We start from the raw sequence: 20,245 nt of genomic DNA, 5'->3' as shown, positions 1-20,245 counted from the left end.
AATGAGTGACCTTCATATACCTGCTGAAAAGATTCATATCGAAAAAGATGGTAAAAAATTTAATAAATATCAAATAATTTTGGCAGCCGCTAAATTGGCAAGAAAATATTTAGAGTTAATTAGAGAAGGCAAGATGGAAGCAAAAGAGAATGTTTATCTTTATGCTTTAAAACAAATTTTGAGTGGCGAAGTGAAATTGGAAGAATGATTTTAAAAAACAAAAAGGTTCTCTTGGGTGTTTCCGCCGGTATCGCAATTTATAAATCCTTAGAACTGGTTCGATTGTTAAAAAAAGAAGAAACCGATGTTTTTGTAGTGATGACTAAGAATGCTACAAAATTAATTAATCCTTTACTCTTTTCCGCTCTTTCAGGCAATCCAACCTTTTGGAAAATGTTTTCCCAAGAAAAAAAATATCCCCATTTAGAATTGGTTAAAAATATTCATTTGTTACTTATTGCTCCCGCAACAGCAAATGTCATTTCAAAAATCGCCCACGGAATTGCTGATGATTTGCTCACTACCTCGGTTCTTGCTTGTAAATGTCCAATAGTGATCGCACCGGCAATGAATGTGAATATGTGGGAAAAGAAGGTGGTGCAAAGAAATATCGAAAATTTAAAAAAAGACGGTTTTTTTATAATTGAACCCGAGGAAGGAGAATTAGCTTGTGGTGAAAAAGGGAAAGGGAGAATGGCTGAACCAGAAAAGATTTTAAATTTCGTTAAATCTCTTTTGTTAGAAGAAAAGAAAAAGATAAAATTTGTGATTACGGGCGGCGCTACCGAAAGTGAAATTGATAAGATTAGAATAATTACTAACCGTGCCAGTGGTCTCTTAAGTGTGTTGCTAGCCGAAGTCAGTTATCAATTGGGATATGAGGTTGTTTTAATTTTAGGAAGAAGTGAGTATTATCCTTCTTTGCCAATAAAAGTAAAAAGAGCTTTCACTAATGAAGAGATGTTAAAAGCAATAAAGGAAGAGATTAACGGAAATACTTGTTTAATTATGAATGCTGCTCCTTGCGACTATCGGGTTGAAAAAAGTTTTTGGGGTAAATTGAAAGATAAAGAATTAATATTAAAACTAGTAAGAAATATTGATATTTTAAAGGAGTTAAAAGAGAGCCAACTAATCTGTAAAGTTGGTTTTTCCTGCGATACCGAAGACCTTTTAAGCGAAGGAGAGAGAAAATTAAAGGAAAAATCACTTTCTATATGTGTGATAAATCCGGTGGAGACAATAGGTCATAAAGAGATTAAAGCGATACTTCTTTTTGAAGACAACAAAAAGAAAGAACTTCCTCTAATGGATAAAAGAGATTTTGCTTTTAAACTTATTGAGGAGATTGAATTATGGTTGAAAGAGAAGTTCCTCATTCAATCGAATTAGAAAAGGCAGTCTTAGGTGCGATGCTCGTCGATCAGGAAGTTATCCCACGAGTTTTAGAATATGTCGATCGAAGTTGTTTTTATTCTGAAGCCCACCAGATAATTTTTAATACCATTGTATCACTTTTTGAGAAAAATATAGTTGTAGATATCAACACCGTCAGCGAAGAATTGAAAAGGCAAAATTTATTAGAAGAGATTGGTGGTCGTGAGGAATTGGCAAATTTATCTAATTTTGTGGTAAGTTCGGCAGGAGTAGAAGAGTGGGCAAAATTAATTTTAGAAAAGGCAATCAAGCGGAAGTTAATTCAAGCGGCAAATCAAATTGTGAAAGAAACTTTGGAAGATAAGTTACCAGTTGAGCATTTGCTAGATAAGGCCGAATCGTTAATATTTTCTATTAAAGAAGCACGGATAAGAAAAGGTTTTGTTCCCTTAAAAGATATATTAAAAGATACGTTAAAAAAGATTGAGGAAGCTTCCCAGAGGAAACGATTTCTTACCGGTTTAGAAACCGGGTTTCAAAAACTTGATGAAATGACTTCTGGAATTCAGAATGGTGATTTGATAATTATTGCTGGTCGACCATCGATGGGAAAAACAGCTTTTGCCTTAAATTTGGCAACCAATGTAGCGGTAAGGAATCGGGTGCCGGTGGCTTTTTTCTCTTTGGAGATGTCAAAAGAGTTGCTTATTCAAAGGTTAATCTGTAGTGAAGCAAGAATCGGTTTGCGAGCATTGAGGTCTGGCAATCTTCCCCGTGATGCTTGGCAGAGAATCTCTACGGTTTGTGGTATTTTTTATGATATTGATTTTTTTATTGATGATTCACCACGTTTATCGGTGTTAGATATTCGAGCGAAAGCCCGAAGATTAAAATCAGAACTTTCTTTAGGGTTAGTAGTGATTGATTATTTACAATTGATTGAAGGAGTTAGAGAAAGTCGCAGCGCTACTCGTCAAGAAGTAATTTCCGAAATCTCCCGCTCTCTAAAAGCCTTAGCCAAAGAATTAGATATTCCGGTAATTTGTCTTTCTCAATTATCCCGGAGTCCGGAACGAAGGGATCCTAAGAAACCAATACCGCAATTAGCAGATTTAAGAGAATCAGGAGCAATTGAACAAGATGCTGATTTGGTAATTCTTTTATATCGGGATGAATTTTATAATGAAAACAGTTTAGAAAAAGGGATGGCAAGAATAATCATTGCTAAACAGCGAAACGGTCCAACTGGTCAATTTCGATTAGCCTTTATTAATGAATATATGAAATTTGATAATCTGACTTTCGAAGAAGAGATTGAGGCGGAATGAATTTTGTTTGTGAAAATTGTGGTTACGAAAGTTCTAAATGGTTAGGAAGATGCCCAATGTGTGGCAATTGGAATACTTTTAGAGAAATAAAAGGAACCGTTAAAAAAGAAGAGAAAAAAGGACAGTTGGTAAACTTGGCGGAAATAAAAGAAAGAGAAGAAGAAAGAATTAAAACGGAAATTGAAGAATTCGATCGGGTCTTAGGCGGTGGTTTAGTGAAGGGTTCATTAATTTTAATCGGTGGTGAGCCGGGAATTGGCAAATCTACTTTAAGTCTGCAAATTTCTTTAGCCTTACTTAACAAAGGTTTTAAAGTTCTATATGTTTCTAGTGAAGAAAATCCTTTTCAAATAAAAATGAGATATAGCCGTCTTTCTTCTCTAAAAACAAATTACGAAAAATTTTATCTCCTTTTTTCTCCCGATTTAGAAGAGATCGTATTGCAGATTGAAGAATTAAATCCCCAGATAGTAATAATTGATTCAATTCAAACAATCGAAGATAAAAAGATCCCTAGCGTTGCTGGTTCGATTAATCAGGTAAGAGAAGCCACTTTAACACTGTTAAATTTGGCAAAAAGAAAGGGGCTCCCGATAATTATTATCAGCCATGTGACTAAACAAGGTTTAATTGCTGGTCCAAAAGTTTTAGAACATATGGTGGATGTGGTTTTATATTTTGAAGGTGATATTAATACCGATTATCGAATTTTAAGATGCGAAAAAAATCGTTTTGGCCCAGCAAATGAGGTTGGAATTTTTGAAATGCAAGAATCTGGTTTACAGGAAGTGAAAAACCCTAATTTTCTTTTCCTTCCTCATTTAAAGGAAGAAGTTTTTGGATTAGCTTTTGTTCCTTTGTCAGAAGGAAGAAGAATAATTGTTACAGAAATTCAATGTTTAGCAACCCCTACTTATTTTTCCTATCCCCAAAGGGTTGTTCAAGGCTTTGATATAAGAAGATTATCAATTCTTTTATCTGTTTTGGATATTCAGGCAGATATTAATACTGGTCGATATGATATCTATTTAAATATTGCTGGCTCTTTGCAGATTAAAGAAACAGCCAGTGATTTAGGAATCATCTGTGCAGTTGCTTCGGCAATTAGAAAGAGTCCGATAAAGAGATTAACCTGTCTTTTAGGTGAAGTAGGTTTATTGGGTGAAATAAGGCCGGTTTCTTTTGTTCGAGAAAGGGTTAAAGAAGTTCAAAAACTTGGTTTTAATAGGATTATTGTACCCAAAGAAAATTTACCTATTTCTCCTCTGACAAATGGTTTAGAAATTATTCCGGTGAATTCTTTAAGAGAAGTTTTTGAAATCCTTAATTTAAAATAGGAGGTGAATATGTTTTTCAAAAAAGAAAGGAATATTATAATTGACTTTAAAAGCTTAGAGGATCCGCGCATTTTGAATTTTTTGAAACTGAGAATTTTGGATGGGAACATTATTGTGTGTGAAGATATTGATGAAAGTGGTGAAAAAAATTTGGTTTTGCAAAATTTGGAAAAACTAAGGTCTCTTTTTGGGAAAAAATTAAAAATCCTTCGAGGTAAATTTAACAAAGAAAAATTATACCAGTTAGCAAGAAAGGATAATAGTGTAATTTTAACTACTAATCCTTTATTAAAAGATGAGGAAGGAAAAGTTTCGGTAGTTACAATTGATGAGATCTATTCGGCTACCAAACCGGTATTTTTACCAGGTTCGATCATTACGGTAAAAATAATGAAAAAAGGGAAAGATGCCGATGAGGGTATTGGTTATTTAGATGGCGGAATAAAAGTGGTGGTAGATGGCGGTGCTAAGTTTGTTGGTAAAGAATTAGAATGTGAAGTAATTGGTACAATGGAAACCCAGATTGGTAAAGTTATTTTTGCTAAAATAAAATATAAAGAAATGAAATAGTTGACATTATAAAAAAAATGATTATTATTAAAATAATGAATAAATTAACTGGAGGTTATGATGAGTAAAAAAATAACTCTTTTTTTTATTTTTTTAGTTTTCATTTTTTCTATCGGTTGTAAAAAGAAAAATAATCCACCGGAAATTCCTCAAGTTTTTGGACCAACTAAAGTAGGTGTGGGAGCAGAAGCAGAATATTGTGCCTTTGCTACTGATCCCAATGGTGACAGTATTCGATATCATTTCTCTTGGGATGGAGAAAAGAAGACCACCAGTTATTATAAATCAGGCGATACCGCAAAAGTAACTATCATTTTTGAAGAATCTAAGACTTATTCTCTAAAGGTTCAAGCAGAAGACAGCAAAGGAGCAATCTCAGATTGGTCCTCTCCTTTAACTATTGAAGTAGTTGCCAATCAAAGACCTGCTCGTCCTACTTTAACCGGACCGGCGAGCGGTTTGGTTAACAAAAATTATGCTTTCACTGTTCAAACAACGGATCCAGATAACGATAGTATTCGTTATAAATTTGTCTGGGGAGATGGCCGGGAAACAATTACCGATTGGGTAGCAAGCGGGACTCCAGTTGTTGAATCGATAAGTTACGCTGATACCGGAACGTATGTAATTAAAGCGATTGCTCAGGATAATAAGTATGCGTGGTCGGATACTTCTCTATCAATTGAATTTAAAGTGAAAAAAGAATTATCAGCAGGCGATATTGTGTTTGTTTTCCAGGCAGAAGATGAGATTGTGAGTTCACCAGCAATTACTGTATATGGTGGCGATACCTTGATAATTTTTGGTGATAATGGCGGAAATATCTATGCGATAAAAGCAAGTACCGGAGAGTTAAAGTATAAAGGAAATGCTTTGATTTCGGGAGAGGATTTTGCTTCTTCACCAGTAATTGGACCCGATGGAGTAATATATATTGGAAATTCTGGTGGCAGAATTTATGCCTTTAATCCTAATCTTACGAAAAAATGGGTGTATCCAGATAGTGCCCAACCAGGTTTGGGAGAAATTACTGGTACGCCAGTATTATCATCCGACGGCAGTAAATTATTTGTGGGCTCCGAGAACGATACTCTTTATTGTCTTTCAACGGCTAATGGCGAAGTTTTATGGAAATTTAAAGCAATAGGAAGTATAAACGGTTCCTGTATAATGGATGACCAAGGAAATATCTACTTTGGTGAGAGTGACAGTGGCTATTTCTATAAATTAGAACCTGATAATGGAAATTTGATTTGGGAAATCTATCTGGGTGCTCCAATTCTTGGTCAAGGTGCGATTGGTAATAATTTAGTATACATCGCTGTCGCAGGAAAAATCTACGGAATTTCTTTTGATGGTCAAATTACTTATAGTGCTTCTTTTACTGATACCACTACCGAGGTTATTGGTGGTCCGGTTATCGGTTGGGACGGAAAGGTAATAGTAGCAACCGATGATGGTTATATAGAAGTTTTTGAACCAAATTTAACAAAAATTTACAGTTATCAAAAGAATCCGTCTATAAAATCTACCCCTTGCCTTGCCGGAACAGAAGAAAAAGTTCTTTATATTAATAATGATGCTGGCTATCTTTATGCCATAAATCCATTCACTCCTAATGGCGAAGAACATTTTTCAGTAAATCTTGGTTCTCCTTTTGCTAAAAAATTACAAGCTGAATTTATAAGTTCACCAGTTGTAGGAGATAATGGGATTGTATATGTTGCTAATGAAGAATATCTTTTCGCAATAATTGGTCACAATCGATTACCGTTAGCTAATACTCCTTGGCCAATGTTTCAGCATGACCCAAAACATAGTGGTAGGGCGGGTGGCAGAAAATAAAAATTAAGAATAAAAGGAGGGCGGATGGATAAAAATTCCATCCGCCTTTTTGATTTATGAAAAAACTTTTTTCTTTTTTATTTATTTTTGGGCATTTTTGTTTTGCTTTCACCTTCGTTGTTTTGGGTGATAGAACCGGAGGAGCTAAAAACGAAATTTTTAAAAAAATAATTGAAGAGATTAGGATTTTAAAACCCGATTTTATTATTAATGTTGGTGATTTGATTGAAGGTAATAAAAAAGATAGTTTAAACATCGTGAAAGAATGGGAAAGGGTATTAAGAATGTTGAAAGAAGTTGGTGTAAAATTGTATTTTACTCCGGGTAATCATGATATCTTTTCAGAATTATCTGAGAAAATTTATCTTTCTTTAATTGGCAAAACTTATTATTCCTTTTCTTATGATAATGCTCATTTTATAGTTTTAGATAATTCACGATATAACTCTTATTTTGAAATGCCCCAAGAGATGATCGATTGGTTAGAAAAGGATTTGCAAGCCCACAAAAAATACCGTTGGAAGTTTGTTTTTTTTCATCGCCCCTTTTGGCGTTACGAATACGAAAAGAAAAAGTTGAAAGATTTTCCGCTACACCAAATTTTTAAAAAATATAAAGTGAACTATGTTTTTTCCGGTCACGATCACTTCTACACTTACCTTTTTTATGATAGTATCCATTATTTTCAAGTAGGTCCTTCCGGTTCCCGATATAAAATCTATTTTGACGAAAAAGAGGGTGCTTTTCAAAATTATCTTTTTTGTAAAGTAGAAAAAAATGAGGTAACTATTGTAGTTATCAAACCTGGTTCAATATTTCAAAAAGAAAAATTTAGTTTGGAAAAAATTATCTCCCAAAAAAGATTTAAAGAAGGAATAAAATTGGTTCCTTTAAAAATAAGCGAACAGCGAGAAGAGGATACTATTAAACTTTTTATTACTAATCCCCTAGATGAAAAAGTAAAAGTAAGTTTTCTTTGGGAGTTTTCCTCTGAGAATTATTTGATTGATATTGAAAAAGGAAATTTTGTATTGGAAGGTAAAAGCAAGGGAATTTTTCAATTTCTTGTAAAGATAAAAAAACCTTCTCAAATCTATCCTTTGCCCAGACTTCATTTATTTATTGACTACCAAGAGACGAAAGATAGTTTGGTTTTGGTTTTACCCATAAAAAGAGAGATAACCTTAAAAAATGGTGAATTTTTTACTTTCGAAGAATTGGGTAGAGAAGATGGAACTTCAGTAAATTTAAAAGGTAAAATTATTATTAGTTGTGATAAGGAAAATCTTTATCTCAATTATTCGGAGGAAGATCATTTTCTTTTTGATACGCTCTTTTTCTATTTTGCTAAAAATCAAGATACAATTTTAGAAATAAAAATTCCGAAAGAGGGAAAAATAAGTTGGTCTTATGGGCGAGGGATTGATACGAAAATTGAAAAATTTAAACAAAGAGAAAGGGAACGGAGAGAGGAAATAAAAGTACCGTTAAAGGAAATTCTTACCAACAATCATACTTATTTTAACATAAAACTTCATAAAGAAAAAGAAGTTCTTTATTTAAAAATTCCTTTTGATTTCGACACAAAAGAATGGTATCAATTAAATTTTGACAGATGAAATAGGTTTTTTATAATAATTATATTATGATGGTTCTCTTTTTTTTAATTTCCTTAACTTTAAATTCCCAAGTAGATTTAATAATTATTTATTCCAACCACGCAGTCATTTTTCGAAAGGCCCGAATCTTTTTAGAAAAAAGAGAAATGCTTACCTTTAAAGGTCTTTCCGGACTTTTGGAGGACAATTCAATTAGAATTAAAAGTGATAATTTAAAAATTGGTGAAGTTTCCATTAAAAAAACTTATTTAGAAGAACCGCCACCAAAGGTTAAGGAGTTAGAAAAAAAGATTAAAGAACTGGAAGATAGAATTAAAAATTGGGAGAATGAAAAATTGGTAATAAAATCACAAGAAGAATTTTTATTATCAATAAAATTGGCTTCACCGGAAATTATTTCAAAAGAACTTTTAATGGGAAAAATTTCTCCGGAAAGTTGGGAAAGGGCATTAAGTTTTTTATCGGAGAGATTGATTAATTTAAAGAAAAGAAGTTCAATAATTGAAGACTCAATTAATGAGGCTAAAAAAGAATTATCGGCTCTAAAACAGGAATTACAAGATATCCGAGCAATTGTTGAAAATAAGAAAGAAGTTAGTTTTGAGGTTTCCCCGACAAAACCAGGAGAGTATGAAATTGAAATTAGTTATAATATTCCTAATGCCTGTTTTTTTACCCCCTATTATGAAATAAAGGCGGATGAGAATTTTGTAACATTTAATTTTTATGTAAAAATCAGTCAGAAGACCGGTGAAGATTGGGAGGCAAGCAAGGTGATTTTAAATACCGGAAAAATTTTTTCCTCCGGTACGGTGCCCGAAATTACTCCTTACTATGTTAATTGGGAGACTCCGCCTTCTCCTAAAGCAATGTATGAAAAAGAAAAGATGGAACCTGAAGAGATGGTACCAGTTTTGGCAGAGAAAGAATTGGTGATTTTAGAGGCGGGAATTTCGTTAGAGTATCTATTACCGCAGAGGATAAGTTTGAAAAGTGGTGAAGAAAAAAAATTTTTTTTAAAGGGATTAAATCTACCCGCAGAATTTGAGTATTTTATCTATCCCCGAAAAGATAAGAACGCTTACCTTCAAGCGAAAATTTTTAATAACTCAGAAATGGTTTTTTTAAATGGCGAGGCGGCAACTTATGTTAAAAACAATTATACCGGAAAAACCAAAATAAGAACTTTTTCACCAGGAGAGACTTTGATCGTAAATTTGGGTATTGACGAAAGGATAAAAGTAGAAAGAAAATTAATAAAATTTTTTACAAAAAGGGAAGGAATTTTTAATAAAAGGGAGCAACAGGAATTTAATTATGAAACAAAAATTGAAAACTATTCCGGTAGGGAAAGAAAGTTGAAGATAGTTGAACAGATACCGATTTCGCAAACCGAGGAAATAAAAGTAAGGTTAATAAAAATTGAACCCAAACCCGATAGGATTGATGAAAATTTAGGAACTTTTATTTATTATAAAAATTTGAAGCCCAACGAAAAATTTACTATTAATCTTCTTTATGTTGTAGAATACCCTGTGGATAAGAAGATTATTTTTTATTAATAATCTCCAATTTTACCAAAAACCGTTCTCCTAATAGTCTAGGATAACTATTTTATAGGGGTTTAGGAAAGATAATGTTAATAATTTAATTGACTTTATTAGATAAATTTTATATAATTTTCTATGGAAAAATATAAGGTTCCTTATGAAAAATTAAGACTTGTTATTAATGATAAAAAGTTAGGCTTCTCTTCTACCAAAGATCTGGCCTGTTGTCAGGATATTATTGGGCAAGAACGGGCAGTTGAGGCTTTGAAACTTGGTTTAGAAATAAAAGCAAGTGGTTATAATATTTTTGTTACTGGACCAGTAGGTACTGGTCGAACAACGACCGTAAAATATCTCTTAGAAAGATTAGAGAAATCAATGGAAACACCACCCGATAAATGTTATGTAAATAATTTTAAAAATCCCGATCAACCAAAATTAATTACTTTGCCAGCAGGTATGGGTCGGGTATTTAAAAATAGTATGGATGATCTGATTGAATATCTTAAAAGGAATATTCCGCTGGTTTTGGAGAGCGATAGTTATCAGAAGAAAAGGCAGATTATTATTGATGATTTTAAAGAGAAAAGTAATCGGATGGTTTTGGAATTTGAAAAGAAAGTAGCAAAAGAAGGATTTGCTTTGCAGCAAGCAGCACCAATGGTAAAGCCAGAGATTGTTTATATGATGGAAGGAAATCCGGTAAAAATTTCTGATTTGCTTTTTGCGGTGGAAGAAGGAAGGGTCTCGCGAGAAGAATATGAAAAGATTAAAGAGAAGGCTCAAAATTTGAATGATGAGTTAAATAATTTATTTAAAGAAATTAGAAATTTAGAAAAAGAGACCAGAGAAAGATTAAGTTCCTTAGATAAGGAAACAGTAAAACCGATTCTGGAAGAGCGATTAAATGAGATAAAAGAAAAATTAAAGAATGAAAAAGTGAATGAATATTTAAAAGAAGTGGAAGAAGCGATATTGGAGGATCTCAGTATTTTTAAGAAAGAGAAAAAAGAGGAAGAAGTTCCTTTTCCGTTTATGAGAGAGATTTTACCTGGCGACCCTTATTTAGAATTTCGGGTAAATCTTTTGGTGGATAATGCCGAAGAGGTGGGAGCGCCAATTATTTTTGAAAATACTCCTACTTTTAAAAATCTTTTCGGCACCATTGAAAAAGTTTGGGATGCGCGGGGTCAGTGGCGGACTGATTTTACTAAAATCAAAGCCGGTTCTTTGGTAAAGGCGGACGGTGGATTTTTGGTTTTGAATGCTTTGGATGTTCTTTTGGAAGGCACCTGGTATGCTTTGAAGAGATGTTTAAGAACAAGAAAAGTAGATATTACTGCTTATGACCCCTATTCTCTTTTTGGAGTAACCGCATTAAAACCTGAGCCTATAGACATTAATGTGAAAGTGATTATGATTGGTGATGCTTTTCTTTATACCTTACTAGCCACCTATGACGAAGATTTTAAGAAGATATTTAAGGTAAGAGCCGATTTTGATTGGACAATGGATTTGAAAGAAGAAACGATAAGAGAGTATGCTAATGTTGTTAGGACAATTGTTGAAAAAGAAAATTTGAGACATTTCTCAGCGGGAGCAATTGCAAAATTGGTGGAATACGGAATAAGATTGGGCGGCCGGAAGAATAAACTTTCAACACGATTTGGTATTATTACCGATATTCTAAAAGAAGCCAGTTATTGGGCAGAAAAAGATAATTCAGAACTGGTATTAGATAAACATGTTAGCAAGGCAATTGAGATGAGAGATTATCGAGCAAAATTAATAGAAGAGAAAATTCAAGAGATGATTGATGAGGGAATATTGTTAATTGATACCGAAGGTAAAGTGGTTGGTCAGATAAATGGTCTTTCGGTTTATGATACGGGGGAATATATGTTCGGAAGACCAACAAGGATTACTGCGAAAACATCGGTAGGGACCAAGGGAGTTATTAATATTGAGAGAGAAGCCCAATTATCCGGAAAGATTCATGATAAAGGAGTTTTAATTTTACAAGGTTATCTGCGGGATAAATATGCTCAGGAATTTCCAATTATTATGAGCGCTTCGATCTGTTTTGAACAGAGTTATGGCGGTGTTGAAGGTGATTCAGCATCTTCGGCTGAACTTTTTGCTTTACTTTCTTCAATTGGTAATATTCCTTTAAGACAAGATATCGCAGTTACTGGTTCAGTTAATCAGAAAGGTGAAATTCAGGCAATTGGTGGTGTGAATGAAAAGATTGAAGGGTTTTTTGAGGTTTGTAAAAGAAGGGGATTTACTGGAACCCAAGGGGTTATTATTCCTTATAGTAATATTGATGATTTAATGCTTAAAGAAGAGGTTTGTGAAGCGGTAAAGAAAGGGCTCTTTCATATTTACGCAATAAAAACCGTAGATGAAGGAATAGAGATTTTAACCGGAATGAAAGCCGAGGAAGTTCATAAAAGAGTGAAAGAAAGGTTAAGAGAACTTGCTGAAAATTATAAGAAATTTACCGCTGTCAAAGAAGAAAAAGAGTAATAAAGTTAAAAATAAAATATCTTATTTTTATTAATTACGGCTTTAATTCTCCCGCTAAATTCTTTATTTAAGAAAGGAGTATTTTTACTTTTAGAAACTACCTTATCTTCACTATAAATATATTTTTCTTTTGGTGAAAAGATCACTATTTCAGCTTCATTATTCTCTTTAATTTTATTTATTTCTATTCCTAAAATTTTTGCGGGATTAGTAATAAATTTTTCTAATAATTCAAATATTGTGAGATTTCCTTTTAACACCAATTCTTCGTAAGATAAAAGAAAACAAGTTTCTAAACCAATAATTCCGAAAGGGGCATTTTCAAAATCCTGTTCTTTTTCCGCTAAAAGATGGGGAGCGTGGTCAGAGGCAATAGCGTCAATCAGTCCTTCACGCAGTGCCTTTTTTATCTCTTCTTTATCTTCTTCTTTTTTTAAGGGTGGATTTACTTTGTAATTAGTGTCGTAATTTTTTATATCCTTTTCAGTTAAAGTAAAATAATGGGGAGCCGTTTCACAAGTGAATTGGTAATTATTCTCTTTTAAAAATCTCAAAATTTGGATTGTTTTTTTAGAAGAAATGTGGCAAAGATGGATTTTGCTTTTTACATAATTGGCAATAAGAACATCTCGGAAGGCAAAGATAGTTTCTGAGATATCAGGTATTCCTCTTAATCCCAGTTGATAAGATATGAAACTCTCATTGATAACCCCTTGAGCCAATTCTTTATCTTCACAATGGCTAAAATAGGGTAGGTCAAAAGTTTTAGAATATTCTAAAACTAATCTTAAAACTTGGGAAGAGGAGATGGCTGCACCGTCGTCGGAAATCGCTACCGCACCTGCTTTTTTTAAGAGATAATAATCACAAATTTCTTTACCTTCTCTTCTTTTAGTAGCACAGGCGATAGGGTATAAATCGCAATAATTATATTTTTTATTTTCGGCTATCAAATAGGTGATTAAAGACTCATTATCTAACGGTGGTTCAGTATTAGGCAGGCAACATATTTTTGTAAAACCGCCAGCAATTGCTGCTTTTGTTCCGGTTTCTATTGTTTCTTCATCTTCTCTACCTGGTGTCCGTAAATGGGTATGAAGATCAATTAAGCCAGGAAAGATATAGCAATCTTTAATATCCAAAATTATAAATTTATCCTTCTTCTCGATCCCTTTACTAATTTTTTCAATTTTGCCTTCTTTTATTAATATGTCAACTTCTCGCTTCTCTTTCTTATCCAAATCAATTAAGATACCGTTTTTTAATAAAAGATATTCTGGTAAATTTTCAATTTTCATAATTTTTCTTGAAATAATAAAAAGATAATTGCCATTCTGATTGCCACACCATTAAAGACCTGATCTAAAATTACACATCGTTCATCCTTTAACACCTCATAAGAAAGTTCTACTTCCCAATTAACCGGTCCCGGATGCATTAAAAGGGCATTCTTTTTCATTTTATTTAGATCTTCCTTTTTAATTCCGTATAGAAGATGGTACTCTCTGATAGAAGATAAATAACTGAAATTATGCCGTTCTTTTTGGACTCTTAAAGCGATAACACAATCGAAATCACTTAGTTTCTCTCGAAAATCAGGAAGATAAACAACGTCCATTTTTTCAAACTCAACTGGTAAAAAAGAATAAGGGCAAGAGACAAAAACTTTACAACCCAATTTTTTAAAAATCAGAATATCCGAATGGGCGACACGGGAATGTTTGATATCGCCAATTATCAAAATCTTTAAATTATTAAAATCTTTAAATTTTTTATAAATAGTATAAGCATCTAACAACGCCTGAGTCGGATGCTCATTTATTCCGTCACCAGCGTTAATAACAAATATATTTTCTTTTTCTAAATGATGGGCAAGAAAATGGGGAACACCGGCAACCGAATGGCGAACGATAATGCCATCAACTTTCATTTTCAAAATATTCTTCACGGTGTCTAATAAACTCTCTCCTTTAAGAATAGAAGAAGTAGAAAAGGAAAAATTGATAACATCGCAGGATAACCTTTTGCCGGCTAAAGTAAAAGAAGTTTGGGTTCTTGTTGATGGTTCATAAAAAAGGGTTAAAATTGTTTTCCCTCTTAAGGAAGGGACAACAGGAATTGGTCTTTTTAAAACTTCTTCAAATTGAGAAGCATAATCAAAGATTTTATAGATATCTTTTTCACTTAAATCATTAATCGATAATAAATGTTTCACCTTCTTTGAAGATAAATTCCTTCTTTTTTATCCTCTTCCTTTAAAAAGACATCGATTAAATCTTCTTTCTTTACCTTAAATTTGAAGCCCACGTAATCCGGTTGGATAGGTAATTCTCGGTGATTCCTATCTACGAGCACAAGTAATTCAACCTTTTTTGGTCGACCGTAATCCAGAATTTCACTTAAAGCCGCCCGTACTGTTCTGCCAGTATAAATTACATCATCAACTAAAATGACAATCTTATCTTGAAGAGAAAAATTTATTTCACTTCCTCGGACAATAGGTGACAAAGAAATCATTTGTAAATCATCCCGATAAAAACTGATATCCAAAGCACCCAAAGGAATTTCTTGGTTGGTAAGTTTCTTTAATTCTTGCTGAAGTCTTTGAGCGATGCTTATTCCCCGACGTTTTATACCAATAAGGCATAAATCACCTAAATTTTTTTTATGTTTTCTATAGATTTTCTTGGCAAGGTTTTTTATCTTTTTGTTGATTTCCTTTGTGCCTTTCAGTTTCATTTAAATTTTAACAGGAGGGCAAGGGGAATAAGAACACAATAACCTAAGACAAGCAAAATGGGCGCAATAGTAATATCACCGGTGCTTAAAACAACATAGCCCAAAATAATTGTTATGATTCCTAAAATTAATAATAAATAATTATTTCTTTTAAAATGGATAAGAGGAGATTCTTTAATTTTTTTAGCCTCTTTTTTCTTATCCTTTGCCATTTTTAAAAAGGTAGGTCATCAAGATTATCATCAGGTAAAATAATATCCTCCGGAGTTTCTTCACTCACTTCTTCCGGAGCAAATTTATCAAGAATTTGTACTCGGCGGGCAAAGATTTCTACAATATTCCTTTTTTCACCATTCTCTTTTTCATAACTCCGACTTCTTAGTTCACCTTCAACAATTACCGCACTTCCTTTTTTAAGTCTCTCTTGTAATCTTTCGGCTTGCGGTCCACTAGTAACAACGGTGAAAAAATTGGCCACTTCTTTCCATTCATTGCTCTCTTTATCTTTATAAATCCGATTAACAGCAATCTGAAAATTTAAAAAAGGGATCCCTTTCGGATTGTAACGTAAGGTTGGATCGACGGTTGCCCTGCCCATTAAAATTACATAATTAATTCTTCCTAATCTAATCTCGGCCATAATTAATAAAATAACTTCTTAAAATATTTTCATTATGTTTGATGCTTTCTTTAATCTTGTCCACAGTGTCAGGCGGTGATTCAAATTTATAAAAAAGATAATAACCATATTCTAATTTTTTAATCGGATAGGCAAATTTCTTTTTTTCTTTTTTATCTAACACAATATTATCGGCACCACAATTTTTAAAGATATTTTTTAAATCGTTATCAATTTTATTTATCTCTTCTTCATTCATCTTTTCACTTAATATTATTACACATTCGTATTTATTATGGTTCTTCATAGTTAAAAATTATAAAAGAAAAAAACTAAAAGTCAAATATCCTTATGGTGTTTAATAATTTTAGCCTCCACGATATAAATAACATCTTCACCAATATTGGTAGAAAGGTCGGCAATTCTTTCTAAGTTCTGGGCTATTCTGATTAAATGGAAGGCTCTTTCAATGGTTCTTGGGTCAGAGAGCATATAAGTGAATAGTTCTCGAAAAATTTGGTCACGCAAATTATCAATCAAAGAATCTCTTTCACAGACCCTTTTGGCAAGAAGAGAATCTTCTTCAACAAAGGCTTTTACCGCATCCTTTAACATCTTACTTGCTTCGTTAGCCATCCGAGGAATATCGATTAACGGTTTTACCGGTTCTCTTTCAATAAGAAATTCCGCACTTTGGGCAATATTTACAATGTGGTCGCCAATTCTTTCCAAATCGTTATTCATCTTTAAAATCATAAGGATTGTTCGCAAATCCTTTGCTTTTGGTTGATAAAGGGCAATCAGATCAACACAAAGTTCGTCAATCTCAATTTCAAAGTCATTCGCTTTTTTTTCGTCTTCTTCGATGACTAAATGTAAAATCCCTTTTTCCTTATCCAGCAATCCTTTTATTGCCTTCTCCAACATCTTTTCAATATGATTAGCATATTCAATGATCTTTTCTTTCAAAAGAGTTAACCGTTCTTCAAACATACAAGATTATAGGCGATTTTTAGAAAATTGTCAATATTAACCATATTTTCCCAAAAGAAAATCTTCGGTTCTTTTATCTTTGGGTCGGACAAAGATATCTTCGGTTTTGCCGAATTCCACCAGTTCTCCAAGATACATAAAGGCACAATAATCAGAAACTCTGGCTGCCTGTTGCATATTATGAGTGACAATCACAATCGTGTAATCTTTTTTTAATTTCTGGATAAGTTCTTCTAATTTAGCGGTAGCGATTGGATCTAAGGCGCTGGCGGGTTCATCCAATAGAATAATTTCCGGTTCAATTGCAATTGCTCGGGCAAGGCATAATCTTTGTTGTTGGCCACCAGAAAGGTTTAAAGCGCTGTGATGGAGATTATCCTTTACTTCATCGTAGAGATTGGCATCAATTAAGGCTTTAATCACCCTCTCTTTAATATTTTTGAATTTATGAATTTTTAAACCAAAGGCAATATTTTCGTAAATCGACTTGGGAAAGGGATTTGGTTTTTGGAATACCATTCCCACTTTTTTCCGTAAAGCCAAAAGATTAACATTTTCACTATAAATATTTTCTTCATCGATGAAAACCTTTCCACAGATTTTCACATTTGGGATTAAATCGTTCAATCGGTTAATACAACGAAGAAGAGTTGTTTTCCCACAACCCGAAGGTCCCATAATGGCGGTAACATTTTTTTCGGGAATTTCTAAATTAATATTTTTTAAGATTTGTTTTTCACCAAACCAAAGAGAAAAGTTCTCAAATTTAATTTTTGTTTTCATCTTATTAATATTAATAATATCTTTTTATTTTCATTCTTAAAATATAAGCAATAATTCCAAAAAAGAGAGCAAAGAAAAGTAAAACCAAAGAAGAGGCAAAAGCAATCGGTCTTACTTTTAAAATCTTTTCGTGTTGGGTGGCAAGGATATAAATATGATAAGGAAGAGCCATAAATCTATCTAAAGGAGAAAGAGAGATTCTTTTTAGATAAAAGGCAACACCAGTAAAAAGGATGGGAGCTACTTCTCCAATTAATCGGGCAAAGGCAAGAAAAATTCCAGAAAGTAAGAGGGGTTTTGCTTCAGGCAAAATTATTTTTCTAATGGCTGTCCATTTAGGTATACCCAAAGCAATTGCTGCTTCGTAAAAGGTATGAGGAACGCTTAAAAGACCTTCTTCAGTAGTAGTAATTAAATAGGGAATAGAAAGAATTGATAAAGTTAATGAAGAAGCAAGTAAGGAGAGTCCAATATTTAAAGTTCGGACAAAAAGAGCTAAGCCAAAAAGACCAAAGACAATTGAAGGCAAACCGCTTAAACTTTTTACTAAAGTTCGCAGAGTAAAAGTTAAGAAATTATCTTTGGCATAATAGGCAAAATAAATTCCCGAAAGGATAGAAGGGATAATCGCAAAAATAAAGGCAAGAATAGTAAGATAAAAAGAACCAAAGATTACTGGGAAAATACCACCTTTAGTCATTTGTTCTTCAGGATAGGAGACCAGGAAACGAAAATTTAATACTGGATAACCATTAGCAACTAAATAAATAGTAATAAAAATAATAAAAAAAAGAAAGATAAATAAAGGGATACCTAATATATAAAAATAAAAGGAACCTCTTAACTTCATATTACTACTTTTATTCTTTTTTGGGCAAAATAATTACCAATTAAATTAACAACAAAAGATATCACAAACAGAACTACCCCTAACATAAACAAAGCAAAGAAATGGGGGGTATTTTTGGCAGTTTCGCCCATTTCAATAGCAATCGTAGTTGTTAAAGTTCTTGTTGGTTGAAAGAGAGATTTGGCAATTATTGGTGAGTTTCCCAATACCATTAACATTGCCATTGTTTCACCAATTGCCCGACCAAAGCCTAATAAAATTCCTGCGATGATCCCCGATTTCGCTGCGGGTAAAACAACTTTTAAAGTAGTGTGAAAACGGGAAACACCTAAGGCATAACTAGCTTCTTTATAGATTAAAGGGACTTGTGAAATACTTGCTTCACAGATAGAAATAATCGTGGGTAAACACATTAAAGCAAGAATGATTCCACCATTTAAGACACATAAACCACTTGGTAGAGAAAAAATTCTTTGAATTAAAGGCGCTAAATAGACTAAACCAAAAAGACCGATAATTACCGAAGGAAAGGCAGCAAAAAGTTCAATTATCCCTTTTACAAGATTATATAACCAGGAAATCTTTTTTAATTCTTCACTTAAGAAAATTGCTGAGAGAATACCGAAGGGAACAGCAATGATTAATGCTAAGAAAGTAACTATAAAACTTCCCCATAAATTTGGTAATAAACCATAATCACTTTTGAAATAGCCTGTAGGATTCCAGACGGGATTAAAAAAAAACTCCTTTAAAGAAATAAATTTAAATAGTTGTAAACCCGAAGATAACAAAAAGAATAGTATAAAAATAATTAACAAAGAAGTTATCAATGCTGAAAGGAAGAGAACAAAGTTTATGAAACTATGAGATTCTCTCATTAATTTTAAATTTTAATTTTATCATTGGTAATTTCAAACAAAAGATTATAATTAAAAATATTTTAAAATCAAGGAAATAAAGTAAAGGTGTTAAGACAGGTTACCAAATTTTCTTAATTTAATAGGCTTCCAAAAAGAGTTAAAAAGAATAAGAGAATTAAAAAAGGACACCTATATTTCTATACAAAAATAATGAATAAAAAAGAAGCATATAAGCAAGGGAAAACTATAAGCCAAATTAGGAAGAAGACTTCTTAAAGAAATCAAAGAAAAAACTGGAATTATATAAAAACTAATCAGAGAAAGAAAAGAAAGTTTTACCAAGGTATGTTAAAAGTTATAGCAGATATTTTTTACAATCCGGTTGAGGAAAAGCACAAAAGATTTTTCTTAGGGCATTACCGAAGGCGCAAATTCCTTACTTGTCAAATTATATTTATAAAGTAAAAAACTTAATTGGCTACTAACTTCTCTAAAAAATAACTTAAAATCCCTTTTTAATCAGGGAAGGAATTCTGACTCTGGGCTTTTTATCCCTTTGATTTTTCTTGACTTAAACTGCCTTTTCGTATCTTCTCCCATTTTCTTACTGATACACCCAATTTATTTATTAATATAAATTACTAAATTTTAATATAAGTCATTATTTTTAAATGGTTTAGCAATTTTGTATTATCCCCCCTATTTTTTAAGCCTTTTGAGATTATACAAAATCTTCTTTTCCCTAATTCAGTAATTTGACCTACGAGACTTTCCCTTTTTAAATCGCTCCCAATTTTCAAAGAGTAAAAATCTCTTGTTATTATAATAATTAAAAATAATTAAAAGTCAATAATAAAAAAAGTGGTAACCTTTATGGGTGTTTTTTCGTATTATATATATGGGGAGATAGATAAAATAAAAGATATTAGATTTATGTTATTATTAGAAAAAAGTTTAAAATGGAGGTGCTTAACGTTTGTTATCCTATTTATTTAGTGGCTAAATAAATATTCCTTTTATATATTTTCAAAACATTAGATTTTTAGAACAGGAGGATTTTACGCTTTTAGAAGAAGGGGGCTGTATAGGAGATATTATAGTATTTTGTCTTTCTTATTGATAAGATAAATGATTAAAAGTAAGAATTTAATAAACTTTCAATATTAGTTTCTAAAAATAAATAAGATAATTTTTTAAAAAGTGATTTTGGTTTTATGAGGTATTTAATTTTAAAGAGTGAGTATTT

The 20,245-nt window shown here is 32.4% G+C and carries 19 protein-coding genes; 9 read left to right on the top strand and 10 right to left on the bottom strand.

Translation table 11 applies throughout. The annotated features are described in order from the left end of the window. The first annotated feature begins 1 nt into the window (after position 1). The 9 genes from ABIK75_05105 to ABIK75_05065 all read left to right on the top strand — a co-directional run bounded on the left by ABIK75_05105 (position 2) and on the right by ABIK75_05065 (position 12,155). Positions 2-208 (top strand): hypothetical protein, encoded by a 207-nt coding sequence (locus ABIK75_05105; GenBank protein ID MEO0090465.1) that lies wholly within the window; start codon positions 2-4, stop codon positions 206-208. Then, positions 205-1,392 (top strand): bifunctional phosphopantothenoylcysteine decarboxylase/phosphopantothenate--cysteine ligase CoaBC, encoded by a 1,188-nt coding sequence (coaBC, locus tag ABIK75_05100; GenBank protein ID MEO0090464.1) that lies wholly within the window; start codon positions 205-207, stop codon positions 1,390-1,392. The genes ABIK75_05105 and coaBC overlap by 4 nt, the downstream gene beginning before the upstream one ends. Beyond that, entirely contained in the window at positions 1,356-2,705 is a 1,350-nt protein-coding gene (gene dnaB / locus ABIK75_05095; GenBank protein ID MEO0090463.1) for a replicative DNA helicase, read from the top strand. The genes coaBC and dnaB overlap by 37 nt, the downstream gene beginning before the upstream one ends. Next, positions 2,702-4,042 carry a DNA repair protein RadA gene (radA, locus tag ABIK75_05090; protein ID MEO0090462.1) on the top strand — a complete coding sequence of 447 codons (1,341 nt, stop codon included), beginning with the start codon at positions 2,702-2,704 and terminating at the stop codon, positions 4,040-4,042. The genes dnaB and radA overlap by 4 nt, the downstream gene beginning before the upstream one ends. Positions 4,043-4,051: 9 nt before the next feature. Continuing rightward, positions 4,052-4,612, top strand: coding sequence for a TRAM domain-containing protein (locus ABIK75_05085; protein MEO0090461.1), 561 nt, complete (start codon positions 4,052-4,054; stop codon positions 4,610-4,612). Positions 4,613-4,672: 60 nt separating this feature from the next. Next, complete coding sequence (locus tag ABIK75_05080; GenBank protein MEO0090460.1) at positions 4,673-6,457, top strand: PQQ-binding-like beta-propeller repeat protein; 1,785 nt, start codon at positions 4,673-4,675, stop codon at positions 6,455-6,457. A 56-nt stretch (positions 6,458-6,513) separates the two neighbouring features. Then, positions 6,514-8,076: a metallophosphoesterase gene (locus ABIK75_05075; GenBank protein ID MEO0090459.1), complete on the top strand. Its 1,563-nt coding sequence runs from the start codon at positions 6,514-6,516 to the stop codon at positions 8,074-8,076. A gap of 26 nt (positions 8,077-8,102) precedes the next feature. Continuing rightward, positions 8,103-9,638, top strand: a complete 1,536-nt coding sequence (locus ABIK75_05070) for a mucoidy inhibitor MuiA family protein (protein ID MEO0090458.1) — start codon at positions 8,103-8,105, stop codon at positions 9,636-9,638. A 123-nt stretch (positions 9,639-9,761) separates the two neighbouring features. Next, positions 9,762-12,155, top strand: a complete 2,394-nt coding sequence (locus ABIK75_05065; protein ID MEO0090457.1) for an ATP-binding protein — start codon at positions 9,762-9,764, stop codon at positions 12,153-12,155. Positions 12,156-12,160: 5 nt separating this feature from the next. On the opposite strand, the gene ABIK75_05060 is transcribed toward ABIK75_05065, so the two are convergent. Genes ABIK75_05060 through pstC form a run of 10 tightly spaced genes read right to left on the bottom strand, consistent with a single transcriptional unit; the run spans position 12,161 to position 19,017 of the window. Continuing rightward, positions 12,161-13,453: a dihydroorotase gene (locus tag ABIK75_05060; protein MEO0090456.1), complete on the bottom strand. Its 1,293-nt coding sequence runs from the start codon at positions 13,451-13,453 to the stop codon at positions 12,161-12,163. Further along, entirely contained in the window at positions 13,450-14,370 is a 921-nt protein-coding gene (locus ABIK75_05055; protein MEO0090455.1) for an aspartate carbamoyltransferase catalytic subunit, read from the bottom strand. Before ABIK75_05055 ends, ABIK75_05060 begins: the two co-directional genes overlap by 4 nt. Then, positions 14,367-14,894: a bifunctional pyr operon transcriptional regulator/uracil phosphoribosyltransferase PyrR gene (gene pyrR, locus ABIK75_05050; protein ID MEO0090454.1), complete on the bottom strand. Its 528-nt coding sequence runs from the start codon at positions 14,892-14,894 to the stop codon at positions 14,367-14,369. The genes ABIK75_05055 and pyrR overlap by 4 nt, the downstream gene beginning before the upstream one ends. Continuing rightward, complete coding sequence (locus ABIK75_05045) at positions 14,891-15,106, bottom strand: hypothetical protein (protein ID MEO0090453.1); 216 nt, start codon at positions 15,104-15,106, stop codon at positions 14,891-14,893. The genes pyrR and ABIK75_05045 overlap by 4 nt, the downstream gene beginning before the upstream one ends. A 2-nt stretch (positions 15,107-15,108) precedes the next feature. Beyond that, the gene (locus tag ABIK75_05040) at positions 15,109-15,534 is read right to left on the bottom strand and encodes a single-stranded DNA-binding protein (GenBank protein MEO0090452.1); all 426 of its coding nucleotides are present in this window, start codon (positions 15,532-15,534) and stop codon (positions 15,109-15,111) included. After that, positions 15,521-15,820: a 30S ribosomal protein S6 gene (gene rpsF, locus ABIK75_05035; GenBank protein MEO0090451.1), complete on the bottom strand. Its 300-nt coding sequence runs from the start codon at positions 15,818-15,820 to the stop codon at positions 15,521-15,523. The genes ABIK75_05040 and rpsF overlap by 14 nt, the downstream gene beginning before the upstream one ends. 32 nt (positions 15,821-15,852) lie before the next feature. After that, on the bottom strand, positions 15,853-16,506 hold the full coding sequence (phoU, locus tag ABIK75_05030; protein MEO0090450.1) for a phosphate signaling complex protein PhoU: 654 nt from the start codon (positions 16,504-16,506) through the stop codon (positions 15,853-15,855). Between the two features lie 36 nt (positions 16,507-16,542). Continuing rightward, entirely contained in the window at positions 16,543-17,289 is a 747-nt protein-coding gene (pstB, locus tag ABIK75_05025) for a phosphate ABC transporter ATP-binding protein PstB (protein MEO0090449.1), read from the bottom strand. A 10-nt stretch (positions 17,290-17,299) separates the two neighbouring features. Then, complete coding sequence (gene pstA, locus ABIK75_05020; protein MEO0090448.1) at positions 17,300-18,139, bottom strand: phosphate ABC transporter permease PstA; 840 nt, start codon at positions 18,137-18,139, stop codon at positions 17,300-17,302. After that, positions 18,136-19,017: a phosphate ABC transporter permease subunit PstC gene (gene pstC / locus ABIK75_05015; GenBank protein ID MEO0090447.1), complete on the bottom strand. Its 882-nt coding sequence runs from the start codon at positions 19,015-19,017 to the stop codon at positions 18,136-18,138. The genes pstA and pstC overlap by 4 nt, the downstream gene beginning before the upstream one ends. Between the last annotated feature and the right edge of the window lie 1,228 nt (positions 19,018-20,245).

The sequence above is a fragment of the candidate division WOR-3 bacterium genome (genome assembly GCA_039801725.1).
GTDB lineage: Bacteria > Hydrothermota > Tepidihabitantia > Tepidihabitantales > DTDR01 > DTDR01.
This window is presented reverse-complemented; position numbering and strand designations above follow the sequence as displayed.